This is a genomic window from Arthrobacter sp. E1SS-5 (assembly GCF_057073715.1).
Map to the genome: position 1 here is coordinate 2,950,521 of NZ_CP172703.1, position 18,809 is coordinate 2,969,329.

General features: G+C 65.8%; 14 protein-coding genes. 3 read left to right on the forward strand and 11 right to left on the reverse strand.

What is annotated here, in order from left to right:
- Positions 1-111 precede the first annotated feature (111 nt).
- The 7 genes from ACIGJD_RS13675 to ACIGJD_RS13705 form a co-directional block, all read right to left on the reverse strand.
- Positions 112-4,377 (reverse strand): AAA family ATPase, encoded by a 4,266-nt coding sequence (locus tag ACIGJD_RS13675; RefSeq protein ID WP_483686650.1) that lies wholly within the window; start codon positions 4,375-4,377, stop codon positions 112-114.
- Positions 4,378-4,557: 180 nt separating this feature from the next.
- Positions 4,558-6,147, reverse strand: coding sequence for a glutamine-hydrolyzing GMP synthase (gene guaA, locus ACIGJD_RS13680; RefSeq protein WP_483686651.1), 1,590 nt, complete (start codon positions 6,145-6,147; stop codon positions 4,558-4,560).
- A 115-nt stretch (positions 6,148-6,262) separates the two neighbouring features.
- A complete protein-coding gene (locus ACIGJD_RS13685; RefSeq protein WP_483686652.1) occupies positions 6,263-6,772 on the reverse strand; it encodes a DUF3817 domain-containing protein in 510 nt (169 codons plus the stop codon).
- A complete protein-coding gene (locus ACIGJD_RS13690) occupies positions 6,769-7,653 on the reverse strand; it encodes an SURF1 family protein (RefSeq protein WP_483686653.1) in 885 nt (294 codons plus the stop codon). The genes ACIGJD_RS13685 and ACIGJD_RS13690 overlap by 4 nt, the downstream gene beginning before the upstream one ends.
- 85 nt (positions 7,654-7,738) lie before the next feature.
- A complete protein-coding gene (locus ACIGJD_RS13695; RefSeq protein WP_483686654.1) occupies positions 7,739-8,227 on the reverse strand; it encodes a PTS sugar transporter subunit IIA in 489 nt (162 codons plus the stop codon).
- Positions 8,228-8,265: 38 nt separating this feature from the next.
- Entirely contained in the window at positions 8,266-10,005 is a 1,740-nt protein-coding gene (locus ACIGJD_RS13700; RefSeq protein WP_483686655.1) for a glycerol-3-phosphate dehydrogenase/oxidase, read from the reverse strand.
- A gap of 103 nt (positions 10,006-10,108) precedes the next feature.
- Entirely contained in the window at positions 10,109-11,245 is a 1,137-nt protein-coding gene (locus tag ACIGJD_RS13705) for a GuaB3 family IMP dehydrogenase-related protein (RefSeq protein ID WP_142133157.1), read from the reverse strand.
- A gap of 158 nt (positions 11,246-11,403) precedes the next feature.
- Between ACIGJD_RS13705 and ACIGJD_RS13710 the strand changes: the two genes are divergently transcribed.
- Genes ACIGJD_RS13710 through ACIGJD_RS13720 form a run of 3 tightly spaced genes read left to right on the forward strand, consistent with a single transcriptional unit; the run spans position 11,404 to position 13,186 of the window.
- On the forward strand, positions 11,404-12,051 hold the full coding sequence (locus ACIGJD_RS13710) for a hypothetical protein (protein WP_483686656.1): 648 nt from the start codon (positions 11,404-11,406) through the stop codon (positions 12,049-12,051).
- A 23-nt stretch (positions 12,052-12,074) separates the two neighbouring features.
- The gene (locus ACIGJD_RS13715) at positions 12,075-12,680 is read left to right on the forward strand and encodes a hypothetical protein (RefSeq protein ID WP_483686657.1); all 606 of its coding nucleotides are present in this window, start codon (positions 12,075-12,077) and stop codon (positions 12,678-12,680) included.
- Positions 12,680-13,186, forward strand: a complete 507-nt coding sequence (locus ACIGJD_RS13720) for a hypothetical protein (RefSeq protein WP_483686658.1) — start codon at positions 12,680-12,682, stop codon at positions 13,184-13,186. Before ACIGJD_RS13715 ends, ACIGJD_RS13720 begins: the two co-directional genes overlap by 1 nt.
- A 39-nt stretch (positions 13,187-13,225) precedes the next feature.
- On the opposite strand, the gene ACIGJD_RS13725 is transcribed toward ACIGJD_RS13720, so the two are convergent.
- From ACIGJD_RS13725 to guaB, 4 genes are all read right to left on the reverse strand, one after another.
- Positions 13,226-15,085: an ABC transporter ATP-binding protein gene (locus ACIGJD_RS13725; protein ID WP_483686659.1), complete on the reverse strand. Its 1,860-nt coding sequence runs from the start codon at positions 15,083-15,085 to the stop codon at positions 13,226-13,228.
- 39 nt (positions 15,086-15,124) lie between these two features.
- The gene (locus tag ACIGJD_RS13730) at positions 15,125-15,535 is read right to left on the reverse strand and encodes a hypothetical protein (protein ID WP_483686660.1); all 411 of its coding nucleotides are present in this window, start codon (positions 15,533-15,535) and stop codon (positions 15,125-15,127) included.
- Positions 15,536-15,633: 98 nt separating this feature from the next.
- Complete coding sequence (locus ACIGJD_RS13735) at positions 15,634-16,875, reverse strand: hypothetical protein (protein WP_483686661.1); 1,242 nt, start codon at positions 16,873-16,875, stop codon at positions 15,634-15,636.
- A 204-nt stretch (positions 16,876-17,079) separates the two neighbouring features.
- Complete coding sequence (guaB, locus tag ACIGJD_RS13740; protein WP_483686662.1) at positions 17,080-18,591, reverse strand: IMP dehydrogenase; 1,512 nt, start codon at positions 18,589-18,591, stop codon at positions 17,080-17,082.
- Between the last annotated feature and the right edge of the window lie 218 nt (positions 18,592-18,809).

The following is an 18,809-nucleotide window of genomic DNA, read 5'->3' on the forward strand; positions in this document are numbered from 1 at the left end:
TGCCGGGTCCAGCCGGACGCCGGGTAGTCGATCCCGCATGTCCGGGCCAACCCATACGCACGTCCAACCCGGACCCCGCGGTCCGCCCCCGTGCGATCAGGCACAGTGCGGTCAGCCCCAGTGCGGTGGCTTCTGTTCCTTCAGCCAGGTGTCGTGATCGTCCTCCCGGTCACCCCAGCTGCGGGCATCGTCCTCAGCAGCCTTGCTCGGAAGGATTTCCTCACTGCCACCCTGTGCTGTGCGTGCGGCCGGGGCGGATGCCGCAGTGTCCCCGGAGGAGGCAGGGCCAGCACCTGGTGCAGTCTCTTGGTTCTTGTTCCGGTCGTGGTGCATATCTTCCTCGGGCCCGGCGTTCCCGGCCCTGTCTTCCTTACTCGGGTTTTCGTTGCTCACGGGGTCTGCCTCCTCGGTTTTCGGGCTGCCGGCACGCCTGCCCTGGCCGTGCTGACCCGAACCGGCGCCGGAGCGGTCCGCGCCGGACCCGTCCGAGTTGCCGTCGGCGCTGTGCCGGACTGTCCCGGCTTCCTGGCGGTCCCCGTCGCTGTCCAGGTTTCCGGCCGCCCCGCCGGGCAGGTAGGAGGCGGCGGATGGTGCAGTATCGATTCCATTGAGCGCCTGGTGGACGTCGTCGTCAAGGAATCCCGTGGAGGTGGTGCTCCTGCCCGGCAGCACGATGTTCTCAAGTCCCAGGTACCCGGCAATGCGGTCGGCGCAGGTGGAGGGGTCGGTGAAGACTTCGATGGTCCACAGCGGCATGTAGCGCCAGCCCAGGCGTTCCAGCAGTTCCGGCCGCAGCCTGCTGCGTTCACGCACGCTCATGGCCCGGTACTGCTTGGTGCCGTCGGACTCGATGGCAACAGGCCGGGGCAGGTCCAGGTCGTCCTGGCCCATGGTGTTCAGGGGGTCGGCCGCGGCAACAACGTCGATGGCGCCGTCGTACTGGTGCCAAACCCTGGCGCCGCGGGCGCGGAGCCTGTCCCCCAGGTCCGCCACCAGGGGGTCCGCTCCCAGCGCCTGTTCGCTGGCAGCGGCACGGGACGCCGGGGTGCCGAGGTCGGTGTTGCCGGAGATCTCCCGGTCCAGCAGCGTGTACAGGTCCACCGCGCCATGGGTGAGGCGGGTGTGGTCCAGGTCTTCCGGCCGGAAGCAGGTCAGCACGTGCAGGGAGCGCCGTGCCCGGGTCATGGCAAGGGCAAACTTCTCCCGGCCGCCCTCTGCGGACAGCGGCCCGAAGTTGTGGAGGGCACGGCCGTGCGGGGTCCGCCCGAATCCCGGCGAGAAGATGACGTGGTCACGGACCAGGCCCTGGGCGCGTTCCAGGTCAACCACCCGGAAGGACTCCGGGCCGGCCCCGAAGAATCCGGCCAGGCCGGGCTGATTGGACAGCTGGAGCCGTATTGACTCGCCAATCCGGGCCGCGTGCCGGAGGCTGGCGGTCACCACGGCGAGCGAGGTGCGGGGACGCAGCCGGGCGTGCTCAAAGACCAGTTCCACAACGCGGTTGACCTCTGCCACCACGGATTCCACGCCCTCGTGGTCGGCACTGGGCAGACCGGTGCCGTCCGGCAGGTACTCAACCAGCAGGGAGCGGTCCAGCCCCGTGGCGGACTGGCCTTCCGGCAGACGGCGCAGGCCGCCGTCGTAAAAGCTCTTGCTCAGCTGGAGGACCAGGTCCTCATCCACCGCGCGGTACACCACGTTGAGCTGCCATACCGGCAGGACGGCGGAGAGCGCGGTAAAGGCGCTTTCCACACGGTGGTGCGCCGATTCTCCGGGCGCCAGCCGCTCCACCCCTACGGTGAAGGTCCGCGGCGTGGCAATGCGGGAATCGCCGAAGGCAATGACCTGCCGGGCACGGGCAATCGAGGGCAGGACCGCCTGCAGGGAGGTGGCCTCCGCATCGAGGATCACCACTGCGTCGAAGTGCTGTTCGGCTGGAAGCAGGCCCGTCATGAGGTAGGGGCTGACAGACCAGACGGGAACCAGTATGCCGATCAGGTCCGGAGCCTGTGCGGTGAGGGCGGGCAGGGAGACCCGTCCGTCCTTGAGCAGGCTGCGCAAAAGGCCGGCCTGCCGCGGCTGGGCGGCAATAGCGGTGCGCCACCTCTCCGCCAGGGCCCATCGCAGCCGGGCTGCGCCGCTGGCAATATGCGCGTTGTCCGCGAGGCGGTACTCCGCTTCGAGCTGGCGCAGGGCGTCGCCGTCGGACATGGCAAGGTAGTCGTCACCGCTGATCATGGCCTCCAGCGCGGACTGCCACCACGCCAGTTCCAGTTCGGCCGCGACCGATCCTTCGGGCACTTCCCGTTCGGCAAGGTCGGCAAGGAGTTCACCGAGGCCGTTCTCGCGCATGCTCTCGATGAGGAGCGTGCGTTCGGGCAGGGTCTTGAGCGTGTCGGTGTCCGCCACCAGGCGTTCCAGGCGTTCCATCAGCTGCCGGTAGGGAACACCGGTCAGTGACCCGCCGTCTTCCGTATGCCGCAGCGCCTCGCCCAGTTGCGCCAGCTCCTTGTCCAGGGAGCGGTACATGGCGTTCATTTCGGCCAGGCCCGATGGAACGGCGGGGTGCCGCTGTGTTGTGGCGTAGCCCGCCCACAGGGCCCGCTGTTCCTGGACCAGCAGCAGGGACGAGTGCAGGTCCGCGATGTGAACGCCGGGGCGCACATATTCCTTGGCCACCCGGCGCAGCCTGGAGCGCTGCATGGCGGTCAATTCGATGCCGCGCTCACGCCGCCACGAGGACGGCGCAGTGGCGGAGATCAGGTCCGTCACCGGGCGGTCGAAGATGTCCGGGGTGAACTTGTCCAGGCTGCCGCGGACGGCAAGCAGCAGTTCAAGCTGTTCGCCCCACTCCGCGAAGGATTCGCCCAAGCGGATTTCGGCGTGCTCGGCAACGGCGTCCATGCGGTCACGGAGGATGGGAAGGCTCTTGGCCACGGACCGGACCAGGTCCTGCGCTTCCTCGGTTTCCTTGCGGGTCAGCAACCTTGCGCCGTGCCAGGGGCTGGTGGTGGCCGCCTTGCTGAAGCTGCCCAGCTCGGCAGCCCGGCGCAGACGGCCAGCCAGTTCCTCACGGTCCCGGATGCTGTCCAGCACGCTGCGCTTAAGCCGGACGGTAGTGGCCGGTGCCGGGTGGATGGAGGTAAGTTCGGCGAGGGACTGCATGGCCTGGTAGGGCGAGCAGCCCCAGCGTTCGCGGACGTTGTGCAGCGATGCCACGTGGTCCATCAGCGCGTGCCGGTGCTCGGTAAGGGTGTTGTGCAGGTTCCCCAGCTGCGGTTCCAACGACTTCTCGTTGCGGACAATCGCCCGGACCAGTTGGCCCTTCAGCTGTTGGGCCGTGACGTTCCCGGTGAGCTGGAACAGGATGGACTCCAGGCCCAGCGACTCCAGGTTCCCGGAGACCTCGTTCAGGCTGGCACGGCGGTCGCCCACCACCAGCACTGTCTTGCCGGCATCCACCAGGGCGCCGATGGTGTTGATCGCGGTCTGTGTCTGGCCGGTGCCGGGCGGGCTGCTGACCACCAGGGAGTCCCCGGCGCGGGCTGCGTCGATCACATACTGCTGGTCCGTGTCCGCGTCCAGCAGGAGCAGCTCATCCTTGGGGTGCCGGTTGTCCAGGTTCGGGAAGCGGGACGGGTCCGGTTCCTCGACGTCCACCATCTCGCCGCCGGCCGCGGTGGCCAGCGCGGACACGATGGGGTGGGTGTCGTTGATCCAGGGGTCGTCCAGGTTGCCGGAGAGGTCGGCGAAGGTGGAAACGAGCAGGTTGTGCTGGGTTTCCGCTCCGTGGATGGGCCGAATCAGGGTGGCCAGCCGGTCAAGGACCGGCTGGGGGTCGAACCGGGCGGTGCTGTATGCCAGGCGGGTGACGGCGTTGACGTCAAAGACAATGCCGTGGATGTTCTTCAGGTGCCGCACCAATGCAGGGTTGATTTGCGCCTGCTCGGTGAGCTGCAGTTCAAAGTCGTCCTCCCCCGGCCGGACCGTGAGGGAAATGGCGGTCAGCATCACAGGAGCGGAGATGCGCTGGGGCTTACCCCCGACGGCGGAGGTCCACACCACGGTGCCCGCCGACAGGTACCCGGCGTCGATGCCGCGGTCGTTGGCGAGCTCGAAGATCTTGGACCGGATGTTGCGCGAAGCCCTGGCCGCCACCACGTACTGCTGCCGGTCCCGGATCAGGGTGGAGAGGCGGGTACGGCGCCCGGCCATGAGCTGGGCGAGTCCGGAGGGGTGTGCCGAGGTGAGGTCGATGGAACCTTCGGGCGTCTTGGTGAAGCGCAGCATCGTGTCCGCGCCGGTGACGGGTTTGAGCCCGGACAGCCATTTACGAAGCTCTTCCGAGCCCTCCGGGTGGCCTTGACCAACTGACACTTCTGCCTTCTTTTCTGCGTTTGCACGTGACGCCCTGGACCATACCGGCATAGGTTCGAGAGTAGCCGCTTCGGCACCGGACTTGAGCGACCGCAACACTGGAGCACGGGAATTTGCGGAGGATTCGTTGGGGAAAAGCAGTGGCCGGCCCCCGCTGGCGGAGGCCGGCCACTTAGGATGCTATTCCCACTCGATAGTTCCCGGCGGCTTGCTGGTGACGTCCAGCACCACGCGGTTGACGCCGTCCACCTCGTTGGTGATCCGGTTGGAAATCCTGGCCAGGAGATCGTAGGGCAGGCGCGACCAGTCGGCGGTCATGGCGTCCTCGGAGGACACGGGACGCAGCACGATGGGGTGGCCATAGGTGCGGCCGTCGCCCATGACGCCGACGCTGCGGACGTCCGCCAGCAGCACTACCGGCATTTGCCATACCTCGTTGTCCAGGCCGGCCGCGGTCAGTTCGGCGCGGGCGATGGCGTCTGCCTTGCGGAGCAGGTCCAGCCGTTCCTTGGTGATGTCGCCGACGATCCGGATGCCCAGGCCCGGGCCGGGGAACGGCTGGCGGCCAACGATTTCCTGCGGCAGGCCCAGCTGGGCGCCGACAGCGCGGACCTCGTCCTTGAACAGCGCACGCAGCGGCTCAACGAGCTCGAACTGCAGGTCCTCGGGAAGGCCACCCACGTTGTGGTGGCTCTTGATGTTCGCAGCACCTTCGCCGCCGCCGGATTCGACGACGTCCGGGTACAGGGTTCCCTGGACCAGGAACTTGATCTTCTCGCCGTGCGCGGCGGCCTCGGCAATGATGGCCAGTTCGGCTTCTTCGAAGGCGCGGATGAACTCGCGGCCAATGATCTTGCGCTTGGTTTCGGGGTCACTGACGCCGGCCAGTGCCGAGAGGAAGCGCTCCTGCTCGTTGGCCACGTACAGCTTGACGCCGGTGGCAGCCACGAAGTCGCGCTCCACCTGCTCGGCTTCGCCCTCACGCAGCAGTCCGTGGTCCACGAACACGCAGGTGAGCTGGTCGCCCACCGCGCGCTGGACCAGGGCAGCCGCCACTGCAGAATCCACGCCGCCGGAGAGGCCGCAAATAACCCGGGCGTCGCCGATCTGCTGGCGGATGCGCTCCACCTGCTCTTCGAGGATGTTGCCCGTGGTCCAGTTCGGCTCGATCTTGGCGCAGTTGAACAGGAAGTTCTCCAGCACCTGCTGGCCATAGGCGGAGTGCTTGACCTCCGGGTGCCATTGCACGCCGAAGAGGCCCTTTTCCTCGTTGGCGAAGGCTGCCACTTCAGCGCCTGCCGTCGTGGCAAGAACTTCAAAGCCTTCCGGCGCGCGGTGCACGGAGTCGCCGTGGCTCATCCAGGTCTTCTGGTGCTGGGGCATGCCTTCAAGGACGGAGCGGGCATCACCCAGGATGGTGGTCTCGGTGGAGCCGTACTCCCGCAGTCCGGTCTTGTCCACCTTGCCGCCCAGCGCGTTGGCCATGGCCTGGAACCCGTAGCAGATGCCAAAGACGGGAACGCCGGCTTCGAAGAGGTCGGCACCCACGCTCGGGGCGCCGTCGGCATAAACGCTGGAGGGGCCTCCGGACAGGATGATGGCGGCGGGGTTCTTGGCCAGGAGCTGCTCGGTGGAGTAAGTATGCGGAACCACTTCCGAATACACATTCGCTTCCCTGACGCGGCGGGCAATCAGCTGCGCGTACTGGGCACCGTAATCAACAACCAGCACCGGCTTCTGGGAAGTCTGGGATGCAGTGGGAGTAGTCACCGTAATAGCCTACTTGGCGCCGTTGCACCGGCGCATCTTGGGACGCCGCGCTGTGACGGAGCGAACGTCCGACGGCGGGCGACCGGCTACCGATGCGGGTCTGCCGGGGAGCGGCTCAGTAGCGCTGCGGCGCCTGCGGGTTGGCGGCCAGTTCGGCCTCCACCTCGGCGTGGAACTTCTTCTCGACGATGAAGGACAGGAAGGGCACGACGCCGCCGAGTGCCAGCAGGACCAGTTTCAGGAACGGCCAGCGCATGAGGGACCACAGGCGGAAGTTGGAGATCAGGTACACCACGTACATCCAGCCGTGCACGATCAGCACCGTGACGGAGACGTTGACGCCGTTGATCACCCCGGCCGGCTCGGCGTCGGCGAATCCGAAGCCGAAGGGCTGGCCGGTCACGGCGTTGGTGCCGCCCGCGAACAGGTACTGCCCGAAGCCGTACCGCACCACGAGTTCGGCGCAGAGCAGGAGCAGCATGGTTCCGGTGAGGTAGGCCATGACCTTGTAGAACTTCAGGGCGGACCGGATCTGCGCCTCCGTACCGCCGAAGCGGCGTTTCTTGCCGGAAGTCTTGCCGCCGGATGCCTGCGGGGACGGAGTGGCGGGTTTCGGATCAATCATGGCTGTACCTTCTGCTGGTGCTGGTCAGGCTGCTGCTGTTCAGGCCCGTGTGGAGGAGGCGGTGTTTCGTGGAGCCCGCCTTCGGGGGCCTCCTCGGCGTCCTCGAGGGCCTCCTCGAGATCGCGGTGGTAGTCGTCCTTGACCAGCCGCCACCAGATGAAGAAGGCGAAGCCGGCGAAGACGACCCATTCGATGGAGTAGAACAGGTTCAGCCAGTTGATGTGCTGTTCAGGGGGCTGCGGCCCGATGTTCAGGGGCAGGAGTTTTCCGGGGACGGCTGCCGCGCTGAGGTCCTGGCCGCCCACCGCTTCTGCAGTGGCAGACACAAAGCCCGGGTAGCTGCTCACATCCCAGTAGTTGATTAGCTCGGCGACGGAAACCGCCGAGGCCTCTCCCGGCTTCGGCGCCTTCCCAGCCACCGGCGCCTCCGATGGCAGGAGGCGTCCCGTGAGTTCAACAACGCCCGACGGCGGTGCTGCCGCGTCGTCGGGCTGCGCAACCCACCCCCGTGCCACCGGGATCCAGGTCTGCGGAGATGCGCCCGCGCCGGTCAGGGTGGGGGCTCCGTTGACCGCGAAGGCGGATACCACCCAGTAGCCGCTTTTGCCGTCGTGGAGCCTGCCCGGAACCAGGACCTGCTTGTCGGGGCTGTACGTTCCCTGCGCCGTGACCATCTGGTCTGCGACGCTTCCATGGAAGAACTCCCCCGGCTGCAGGGTGCCTGTGAGCGGTTGGACCTGTTCGGAAGCCGGGTTGACCGGCACTTCGGGTTGGGTGGAGCGGCCGAACTGCCACTGGCTCAGCAGCACGAAGACCCCGGAGAGAACGATCGCAAAGATAAAGCCTGCGATCCATCGGGGCTTAAGGGCTGTTTTCCACACGTCTTAACCGTACTTTGTACTTCTGTAGAACAACTAAACGCCAGGGCATCCGGACCGGAAACGGGACGGTCCATCCCTTACATGCCTAGTGGTCGAAGAACACCAGGCTGGAATTGATGAGTTCAGCGATCACTTCGGCGTCGTAGGCCCGCCGCAGCGACTCCCGGAATGATTCCTTGGACAGCGACCGGGCCAGGGTGGCCAGCACCTCCAGGTGGTCGGAGAAGGAGCTGGCCGGGGTGGCGATGAGCAGGATGACTGTGGCCGGGCCGTCGGCGGCACCGAAGTCCAGCGCATGGCCGTACTTGGCGATTCCCACCGCAATCGACGTTTGGGAGACGAATTCGCTCCTCGCATGCGGCAACCCGATGCCGCCCGGGAGTCCCGTGGCCAGCTGGTGCTCCCGGGCGTTGACGTTCTTCAGGAACCCGTCAAGATCCGAGATCCGCCCGGCGGAGTACAGCCGCTCTGCCAGTTGGTTGGTGGCGTCGGTCTTGTCCTTCGCCTCCATTTCCAGGATTACCATGTCGGCGGTGGTCAGGTGGGCGTCATACGGGTCCAGTGGTTCCGCCAAGGCGTATCCCTTCGGTCAGCAGTGGGGCTAGCGGCCCCTCAACGCAAGGGCACGATGTCTTCCGCGCCCAGGCGGGCGGCGTCTGCGGATTCGTCGTCCGGCTGTTGCTGGCTAAGGCGTTCCGCTTCCACGCGGGCAAGGTAGTGGCGGACTTCGTTTTCGCGCTGCGCCTCGCTCCAGCCAAGGACGTCACCCATCAGTTTAGCGACAACGGGGGCGGCGGACACGCCGCGGTCCCAGGCCTCGATGGAGATCCTAGTCCGCCGGGTCAGGACGTCCTGCACGTGGCGGGCACCTTCGTGCGTGGCTGCGTACACGGCCTCCGCCTGCAGGTAGTCGTCTGCTCCGGGGATGGGCTCAGCCAGCTCAGGATTCTGCTTGATGATTTCTAGCACTTCGGGCGTCATGGACCCGTACCGGTTGAGCAGGTGCTCGATCCGCGCCACGTGGACCCCGGATTCCTCGGCGGTACGGTTCCGGCGGTTCCAGGCCGCCCGGAATCCGCTGGCGCCCAGCAGCGGAATGGTCTCGGTGCAGCTGGGCGGCACCCGCTCGTCCATGGTGCGGGTGGCCTCATCGACGGCGTCCTTGGCCATGACCCGGTAGGTGGTCCATTTGCCCCCGGCCACCACCACCAGGCCGGGAACCGGGTGGGCAACCACATGTTCACGGGAGAGCTTGGCGGTGGAGTCGTTTTCGCCGGCAAGCAGCGGCCGCAGCCCCGCGTAAACCCCTTCGACGTCTTCCCTGGTCAGTGGCCGCTTGAGTACCTGGTTCACGTGTTCCAGGACGTAGTCAATGTCCTTGCTGGAGGCGGCGGGGTGGGCCTTGTCCAGGTGCCAGTCGGTGTCGGTGGTGCCGATGATCCAGTGCCGACCCCATGGGATGACGAACAGTACAGACTTCTCGGTGCGCAGGATCAGCCCCACCGTGGACTGGAAGCGGTCCCGCGGAACCACAAGGTGGATGCCCTTGGAGGCGCGGACCCTCAACTGGCCCCGGTCGGTCACCATGGCCTGGGTTTCGTCGGTCCACACACCCGTGGCGTTGATGACCTGCTTGGCGCGGACGCTGAACTGCGTGCCGTCCTCGCGGTTCTCCACCTTGGCCCCGACCACCCGCTCACCCTCGCGCAGGAAGTCCACCACCTTCATCTGGTTCACGGCATGGGCACCGTAGTAGGCAGCGGTGCGGACCAGGTTGGCGCAGTATTTAGCGTCATCCACCTGGCCGTCGTAGTACCTGATGGACCCTACGAAGGCATCATCCTTCAGGCTGGGGGCGGCGCGCAGGGTGCCGCGCTTGCTCAGGTGCTTGTGGAACGGCACACCGCGGCTGTGTCCGCTGGAGATGGACATGATGTCATACAGCGCGATGCCGGCACCTACATAGGGCCGCTCGATGAACGGCTTGGTGAGCGGGTAGAGGAAGGGCACCGGCCGGGCCAGGTGCGGCGCGATCTCGGAGAGCAGCAGCCCGCGTTCCTGCAGGGCTTCCTTGACCAGGGCGAAATCCAGCATTTCCAGGTAACGCAGGCCGCCGTGGATGAGTTTGGACGACCGGGAAGAAGTGCCCGCGGCCCAGTCGCTGGCCTCGACGATGCCCACGCTCAGCCCACGGGTCACGGCATCCAGCGCGGCTCCGACACCAACGATGCCGCCGCCGACAATCAGGATGTCCAGTTCCTGGCCGGGTTCCGTGGTGGCGCGCAGCCGCTGGATGGATGCTTCCCTGGCTTCGGGGCCAAGGACCCCGCCGTTTGCAGGAACACTCTTCATTGAACGCCTCCAGTGCCTCTAGTGCCGGTAGTAAACCCACACTACTTGCAAGTGGCGTGCTTTGGGCAGGGCCGGGTGGTGCCCACCCGGCCCTGACCTGTGCTTAGTTTCCTTCGTAAGGAGATACGACGACGTCAACCCGCTGGAATTCCTTCAGGTCCGAATAGCCGGTGGTCGCCATGGAGCGCCGCAGCGCCCCGATGAGGTTGGACGTGCCGTTGGTGTGGTGGCCCGGTCCGAAAAGGACCTCCTCCAGCGGGCCCACGGTGCCGACGTTGGCGCGGTCCCCGCGCGGCAGTTCGGTGTGGTGGGCTTCCTGGCCCCAGTGCCAGCCCTTGCCCGGTGCTTCTTCCGCCCTGGCCAGGGCACTGCCCAGCATGACGGCGTCGGCGCCCATGGCGATTGCCTTGACAATGTCACCTGAGGTGCCCATGCCGCCGTCGGCAATGACGTGCACGTAGCGGCCGCCGGACTCGTCCATGTAGTCGCGGCGGGCGGCCGCGACGTCGGAGATGGCGGAGGCCATGGGCGAGTGGATGCCCAGCGCGCGCCGCGTGGTGGTGGTTGCACCGCCGCCGAAGCCCACCAGCACGCCGGCAGCGCCGGTGCGCATGAGGTGCAGCGCCGGGGTGTAGCCCGCAGCGCCGCCGACGATGACGGGGACGTCGAGTTCATAGATGAACTGCTTCAGGTTCAGCGGCTCGTGGTCCTTGGAGACATGCTCTGCCGACACGGTGGTGCCGCGGATCACGAAGATGTCGACGCCGGCAGCCAGGACCGTCTTGTAGTGCTCCTGGGTGCGCTGCGGGGTGAGGGATCCGGCCACGGTGACGCCGGCTTCCCGGATCTCGGCCAGGCGCGAGGTAATCAGTTCAGGCTGGATGGGTGCCTGGTACAGCTCCTGCATCCGACCGGTGACGGCGGGGCTGTTGGTCTCGTCCTCCAGCGCGGCAATTTCATCGAGGACCGACTGCGGGTCCTCGTACCGGGTCCAGAGGCCTTCCAGGTCCAGCACGCCGAGGCCGCCCAGCTTTCCCAGGGCAATGGCGGTCTGCGGGGACATGGCGGAGTCCATTGGGGCGGCGATCACCGGCATGTCGAACTGGTAGGCGTCGATCTGCCAGGAGACGGAGACGTCCTTGGGGTCGCGGGTGCGACGGTTGGGGACGATTGCAATGTCATCCAGGGAGTAGGCACGACGCCCACGCTTGCCACGGCCGATCTCGATCTCATAAGTCACTGCTCTAGGTTATCCCAGCAGGTCCGCTGGCCTGGCCCGGGCCGGACCTGAAGGTCATCGCTGGCCCTGGCAACTGCTCCCAGCAAGCACGTAGCCTTGGGCAGGGGGCTTCGGTGGATGCTCCCGCGATAGCTTCCACGATTGGGCCTCCTTCCGATATGACGCACTCCATTCCTTTTCCCGCCGACACGCCTGTCCATTCGCTCGACCATTGGCTCTCCCCGGAACTGGCCCGGGTCAGCCCACCGGACGCCCCGTCCCGGCTGCGCCAACTGGCGGATGCCCAGGGCACCTTGGCCGCCGGCTGGAGCGGGGCGATCGCCGGCGGACCCGTCCTGGCCCTGGCAGGAGCCTTCACTTCCGTGATGTCGGGGAATCCTGCGGCAGCGCTCGTCCTGGTCCCGCTGGGGACTGTGCTGATGGTGCTGGGCATGTTGGGGTGGAAACGGGCCCGGGCTGTCCTGCCCAAGACCGACAAGGTCCTGATCACCCGTGGCCCCGGATCTGCCCGCGGCGGCATCGGCATGGTGTCGTTCCTGGCGGCCATTGTCGGCGCGTTCCTTTTTCCCACCCTGCCCTCTGCCGCGGCGAAGGGCGCCGGTGAGGTCACCGTCCTGGTGGGCATCTACGTACTCATGCTGGCCCTCCTGGTCGCGTGCATCATCGTCCCGTCGGCGGTCCTGGGCCGGGCCCGGCAGTCGTTCCGCCTGCGGGTGCAAACCAATCCGAGCCTTCGGAGGGCAGTCGAGGCGGACCTGGCCGTTTGGCGCGATCCGTACGGCAACGCCACGTACGGGCCGCTCTGACATCCGGGAAGCGCAGGAGTGCGATGGGCAACCGCTGGACATTTGACGGCCATATCGCCGGGCTTGGTACGGCCTCCGGACTGCGCGCCGTGGTGGGGATCTGGCAGGACTCCCCCTTTGGCTCATTCGCCGACGTCATGGTGCAACAACCTTCGGGACACCGGCTGCTGCTGGCTCCTACACCGGACGTTGCCGGCTTCATCGCCGCCACCTACAGCTTTGACGAGGTGCAGGTGGTGGACGTTTCCGCCTCGCTCGCCGGCCACAGCTTAACGGTCGACGCCGGCCCGCTGGACGTCAGGGCCGTCACCGGCCCCAGGACCCTTCTCGGGTCAGCGCTGCGGGCGGTGCCCCGGCGCTTGGCCGTCCATCCCCGCTGGCTCGCCGCGGTCAATCCGTTCGCCGCGCTGGCGGCACCCGGCGCCCGCACCTACGGTACTGCGGGCAGCGGAAGGACGGAGTTCTATGGGGTGACGGACCTGCACCACGTAACGTCCGCCGTCGTCCGCTGGAATGGTGCCGATGCCGGAGCGCTGGCGCCGATCCGGCCACTGGTGACATTCGGCTTCAGCAGCGTCCCTCCCCGCCCAAGCATCGCCCGCGTGTGCACCACCGTGGTGGAGACGTGATGGAGACGACGACGGGCAACCTTGACCGACAGGAACATGCGCTGGGATACTCCCACAGCAGGGCCCGTGTCTTTTGGTTTTGGTGGATGGGGATGGTCTTCGCCGTACCCGGAGCGGTTCAGGCGATTGTTTTGGCCGGCACTGGCCAGAATCCCGGGAATGGACTCGTGCTGGCATTCCTGGGCGTGGCCATCTCCGGCGCAGGCTGGCTGATGGCTATTGGGCCCCGGTTTACGCGCAGTGCACCCCACCCGGCCTACGACGTGAACCGTGCTGAGCAGTACATCCGGCTTGTTCCCGGAACAGTGATCGGCATGGTGGCAGCAGTGCTGGCGCTGGTTGCAGCCATACTGGTGGCCGCACCGCGCGGTACCTCCCCTGACGTCCTGCCCATCCTTGCGTTGCTGGTGGCGTTTCCCTTGTCAGCCGGAGCAGGAATGCTGTACTCGCGGCACCTGCATCGGCACAGGGACCGTCTCTATACCGCCTGGTTGCGGCGCCGCTGAGGCCAACCAGGCGCGGATCGCGAGCTTCGAGAACCTGCGTCAGACTCCTTCAGATTCCTCCACGGAAAGCTGGGATTCGAACATCCGGAAGTAGCGTCCCCGAAGCGCCACGAGTTCCTTGTGGGTTCCCTGCTCCACGATCCGCCCGTCCTCCAGCATGTAGACCACGTCCGCCTTCTCGATCGTGGCGAGCCGGTGGCTGATGGCGATGATGGTGCTGCTGCGGTCCGCGAAGAGACGCGTGAAGATGCGGTGCTCGGCGAGGGCGTCGATGGCCGAAGTGGGTTCGTCCATCACCATAAAGGAAGCGTCGCGGTAGAAGTTCCGGGCCATCGCCAGACGTTGCCACTGACCGCCGCTCAGCCCGCTGCCCTTCCGGCCGCGCGGGTCTTCCATCCAATTGCTGACGTGATTGTCCAGCCCGTTGGGCAGTTTGTTGATGAAGTCGAGTGCTTCGGCGTCTGCTGCTGCCCGCGTGATCCGGCCGTCATCGCGGGGGCTCTCCACGTCGCCGAAGTAGATGTTCTCGGCTGCTGTGGCGAACTCGTACTTCAGGAACTCCTGGCTGAGCACTGCCAGGTGCCGGTGCCAGGAGGTCACGTCGACGGCGGCGAGATCCACGCCGTCGAGCAGTACCTGTCCTGAGTCGGGGCGGTAGAGGCCGGCCAGGATGCGGATCAGGGTGGACTTCCCGGCCCCGTTCTCCCCCACGATGGCAATGTGCTGGCCCTGGCGGATGGTGAGGCTGATGCCCTTGATCACCTCAATGTCGCTGCCTGTGTACGTGAAGCGGATGTCCCTCAGCTCCACCTCCTTGGGCGCCTCCAGCAGCGGAGGCGCGTGTTCGCTGTGCACCTGCAGCGCCATGAAGAGCTCGTAGTCCTTCAGGTTGGCGAGATCCTCGTCGATGGAGCTCAGGGAGGAGACTAGGTTGTTGGCCGTGGACAGCGCGCGGCTGACGATTTGCTGGACGTAGAGGAACTGGCCCACGGGGGCTGCGCGGGTGATGATCTGGCCCACTACCCAGATCAGCGAGACTACCTCTGCGCCATATTGCAGCGCGTCCGCCGCCAGTTGTTTGGGGATGTAGCGCCGCTGGTAATCCAGGCGCCGCCGCTCATCCGCGTCGCGGAGGCGGGCACGGAAATCCATCAGGAATCCAACGATGCCGTAGAGCCGCATCTCCGCGATGTGCTGGGGCCGCAGGAGGTTGGTTTCGATCATGCGGCGTTGGCGGCGCGAGTCCACCTGCGTGTTCCAGTGCGCGATCTGCTCCCGGGAGAGCTTGAACTGCAAGTACACGCTCGGGACTATGGCCACCAGGACGATGACGGCGATCCACCAGCTGACCAGCAGCAGGGCACCGATGGCCAGGACCACGGAGACCAACTGCGTGAAGATGGCGGCAATCCGGTCCAGGACGCGGGCATAGGAGTCGGAGAACCGTTTGGCGCGGTCGTAAAGGTCCACCGTCTCCTTGTCGTCGTAGCGCCAGAACTCCAGGGACAGGAACCGTTCATACATCTGGTCCCCCACGATCGCGCCCACTTTGAAACTCATCAGCTGCTGGATATATCGGTCCACGCTGTTGAAGGCACCCCAGAACAACCCCAGCGCTGCCGTGATGATGACGTAGACGACAGCGCTTTGGCCTGCTCCGCCGTCGCCCGCGTATGCCGCGGCCAGCGCCGAGGTGGTGAGGGACGCGAAGTAGGTGGTGACCAACGGCAGCACGGCGGAAATCACGGAGCCGAGCACTTTCATGACCACGGCGCCCGGGGATGCACGGAAGCTCACGCGGAGGACTTGTGCCACGGCCTTGGCATAGGGGCGCAGGGCAAGCCGCTTTTGCGGGTCGCGTTTGGGCGTCAGCTCCGCCGGATGGCGCGGTTGGGACATGGAATCAGCCTAGTGCCGCACCCCTGGGTACGGCGGAGGTCAGTACTCCTCGCCGTACTCGTACTCTGGAAAGTCGAAGCAGGCACTGAAGCTGCTTACGTGCACACTCTCTGGCCCGTCCCAGATGCCCACAATGACGTGCGTGCCGTCAGCATGACGTAGTTCCACCACACGTTCACCGTCCTTGTCGGTGCTGTCCCTCACTTTCCAGCCCTCCATACCGGACATGCTGTCCCGGACTTCATCCAAATACTCGTTTCGATCCAATCCCGGCTTCAGTTCAACCTGACCTGTACCGGCCCACTTCTTCCGGTCGCCGCCGCAGGGCAAGAGGCTCGAAGAGTCACTTTCAAAGACGGAAACCACCAGGTCCTTCGGTACCTGTTCAACGATCCGGTGCTGGAGGTTGAGAACTTTGGTTTTCGCTTCCTGAAGGGTCATGTCTTGCATCTGTTTGCCTGCTCCTACTGATCCGCACGATGAAAGGCCCATGGCAAAGATGATCGCTGTCGCGGCCAGCCGTGGCGCACCGCGCATACGAAATGCCCTCACTGAGAAATTTCCTTCAAGATATCCGAGAGCGCAACGTTCTCCGGCCCGATTGATGTGATGAGGCTGTGGTTTTCCATGCTGATCGGGTCGCTCCAATCAACTCCGTCCGAAGGTGCATAAAGGTGCTTCTCGAAGGCAGGTTCCTTCATCGGGTAATTCGCACCCACAGCGCCGGTGAGTTCGACTGTCCAGAGAAGGTCGGGGTACGTAAAGGTGACGTATTGCGTGCGGGCATCCGGTGCCCAGCCGGGCGGAATTGCTGCCCCGGACAGAGCGATCACCTTGTCGTAGTGGGCACCTGCCGCTTCTGAACCGGTAAGGTTCCGCGCTCCCCAGCTATGGCCCACTCCAACGGTCCGCGCGCCCGCTGGTTTTTCCAAGTCAACGGCAGCCTGGAAGTCCTTTAGGACCGGCGACGTGGCCGCCACGAAATTATCGTCCCTAGCCTCCACGACAAAAGCCTCCGGACCGCCGTCGGGGAACTCCGTGCCCTTGTAAACAAAGGCTGCGGTGCTTTTAGGCAAGCCGTTACTTTCCAGGTAGCGAGCTATGTGCTGCGCATCCCCTTTATAAAACGACGCCTCGTTGGTGAGCGTGCCGGGCACGTAGGTAATGACTGCAGAGGTGTCCGGGCCATAGGTACCAATCATCTCCACAATTGAGTTTTGCGAGGGATCATAGGCGGCGAGCTGCACGTCGCCAGCGACCACCCGGCGGAAGTAGTCCACTCCGTCCTTCTGGCGCACGCCCCACGCTCTGAGTTCGGCTGCGTAGCGCTCCGGATAGCCTGAGTACACCAGCATCAACGGATCGAACACTGGTGCGGGATCGTTCTTGGTCAGCCAGTCAATTCGGCTTTGCGCGTTGGCGCGGTTCGCTTCAATCCGCGCAGAGAAGGGTATGCCGTTGGTGTTTCCCGCCTCGACAGGGTAGTTCCGGATGAAGGTTTGCTGCTGGGAAGCAGTCAGGCTCAGCCACCAGGTGCGGACTTCAGCAGCGGATTTGCCCTTGATGTCGCCCGGCCCGGGAACCGGTGCCTGCACTCCTGGACGCGGACCGGCGACAATAAGACCGCCGCTTCCCGCACTTGCCGTCTCCTGTTCGGTTGCCTGCCGCACCAACTCTTCGGCTGCTAGCTTGAGGAACAGAGCTGCGGCGGACAGGGAACGGCTATGGCTTGTTTTCCAGTCCCCTCGGAACCTCTCCGCATCAGGGCCGGGCCAGCGGGTGGCGTCCACGCCTGCGCCAAGCAACTGCCGTTGTCCATCAAGGCTCCGCCCTGCCGACCGGAGGCTGGCAGCCAGCAGCCTGAGCTGGGCGACGTCCGCCCCATAGAAAGTGCCTGCCACTGCTTCCCCCAACCCGCACGGATATTTCTCCAACGACTATAGTAATTATCGCAAAAAATTGGGATGGGCAGAAATGCCCATCCCAATCGAGGTCTAGCGGGAGCCGTAGTTGGGCGCCTCGACGGTCATCTGGATATCGTGCGGGTGCGATTCCTTCAAGCCGGCGGAGGTGATCCGGACGAACTTGCCGCGGACCTTCAGCTCGGGGATGGTGGGCGCGCCGGTGTAGAACATGGTCTGCCGCAGGCCGCCGACCAGCTGGTAGGCCACGGAGGACAGCGGGCCGCGGTAGGCAACCCGGCCTTCGATGCCTTCGGGGATCAGCTTGTCGTCACCGGACACGTCAGCCTGGAAGTAGCGGTCCTTGGAGTAGGAGGTGTTCTTGCCGCGCGACTGCATGGCGCCCAGGGAGCCCATGCCGCGGTAGGACTTGAACTGCTTGCCGTTGACGAAGATCAGCTCGCCCGGGGACTCGTCGCAACCGGCGAGCAGGGAGCCGAGCATGACCGTGTCCGCTCCGGCAACCAGCGCCTTGCCGATGTCGCCGGAGTACTGCAGGCCGCCGTCGGCGATCAGCGGCACGCCGGCCGGCATGGCCGCCTTGGCCGATTCGTAGATGGCGGTGATCTGCGGGACACCGACGCCGGCCACCACGCGGGTGGTGCAGATGGAGCCGGGGCCAACGCCCACCTTGATGCCGTCGGCCCCGGCGTCGATCAGCGCCTGGGCGCCTTCGCGGGTGGCCGCCTGGCCGCCGATGATGTCCACGTGCGCCGCGGCGGGCTCTGACTTCAGCCGGTGGATCATGTCCAGCACGCCTTGGGAGTGGCCGTTGGCGGTGTCCACGAACAGGGCGTCAACGCCGGCGTCCACGAGGGTCATGGCGCGCTCCCAGCCGTCCCCGAAGAAGCCGATGGCGGCACCGACGCGCAGGCGGCCTTCGTCGTCCTTGGTGGCCAGCGGGTACTGCTCGGCCTTGGTGAAGTCCTTGGTGGTGATCAGGCCCTTGAGCCGCCCCTGGTCATCAACGAGCGGGAGCTTTTCGATCTTGTTGGTGGCCAGCTTGTGCGAGGCTTCCTCGCGGCTGATGCCTACGTGCCCGGTGACCAGAGGCATCTTGGTCATGACGTCGCTGACCAGCCGCAGCGGGAAATCAGACTCCGGGACGAACCGGGTGTCGCGGTTGGTGACAATGCCCAGCAGGCGGTTGTCCTCGTCCACCACGGGCAGGCCTGAGACACGGTAGTGGGCGCACAGATCGTCCAGTTCCCGCAGCGTTGCCTCGGGGCGGATGGTGAGCGGGTTGGTGATCATGCCCGACTCGCTGCGCTTGACCCGGTCCACCTGGTCCGCCTGGTCGGCGATGGACAGGTTGCGGTGCACCACGCCCAAGCCGCCCTGGCGGGCCATGGCGATGGCCATGCGGGACTCCGTGACGGTATCCATCGCGGCGGAAAGCAGCGGGGTCTGCACGCTGATCCGCTTGGAGATCCGGGAGGACGTGTCGGCCTCGGACGGGATGACGTCGGTGTGGCCCGGCAGGAGGAGGACGTCGTCGTAGGTCAGGCCAATGAAGCCAAAGGGGTTGTGTTCGGGCTCGGTCATGAGTGCGCCTCTTACCTTGGTTGCTGGGTCACGGGTAGGGGTTGCAGCCGATGACCAGCCCGTGATTACGGAACTGGCCTGTGCAGACGATCCTGCGGGAGCACCGTGCAGCACGGCATTCCGGGGGCAGAAAGTGTTGAGTAAATATTAGAACCTTGGCGCCAATCCCCCTATTCCAGGCCCCGGATGTGAGCAATGGCACTCCCCACCCGTTCCCT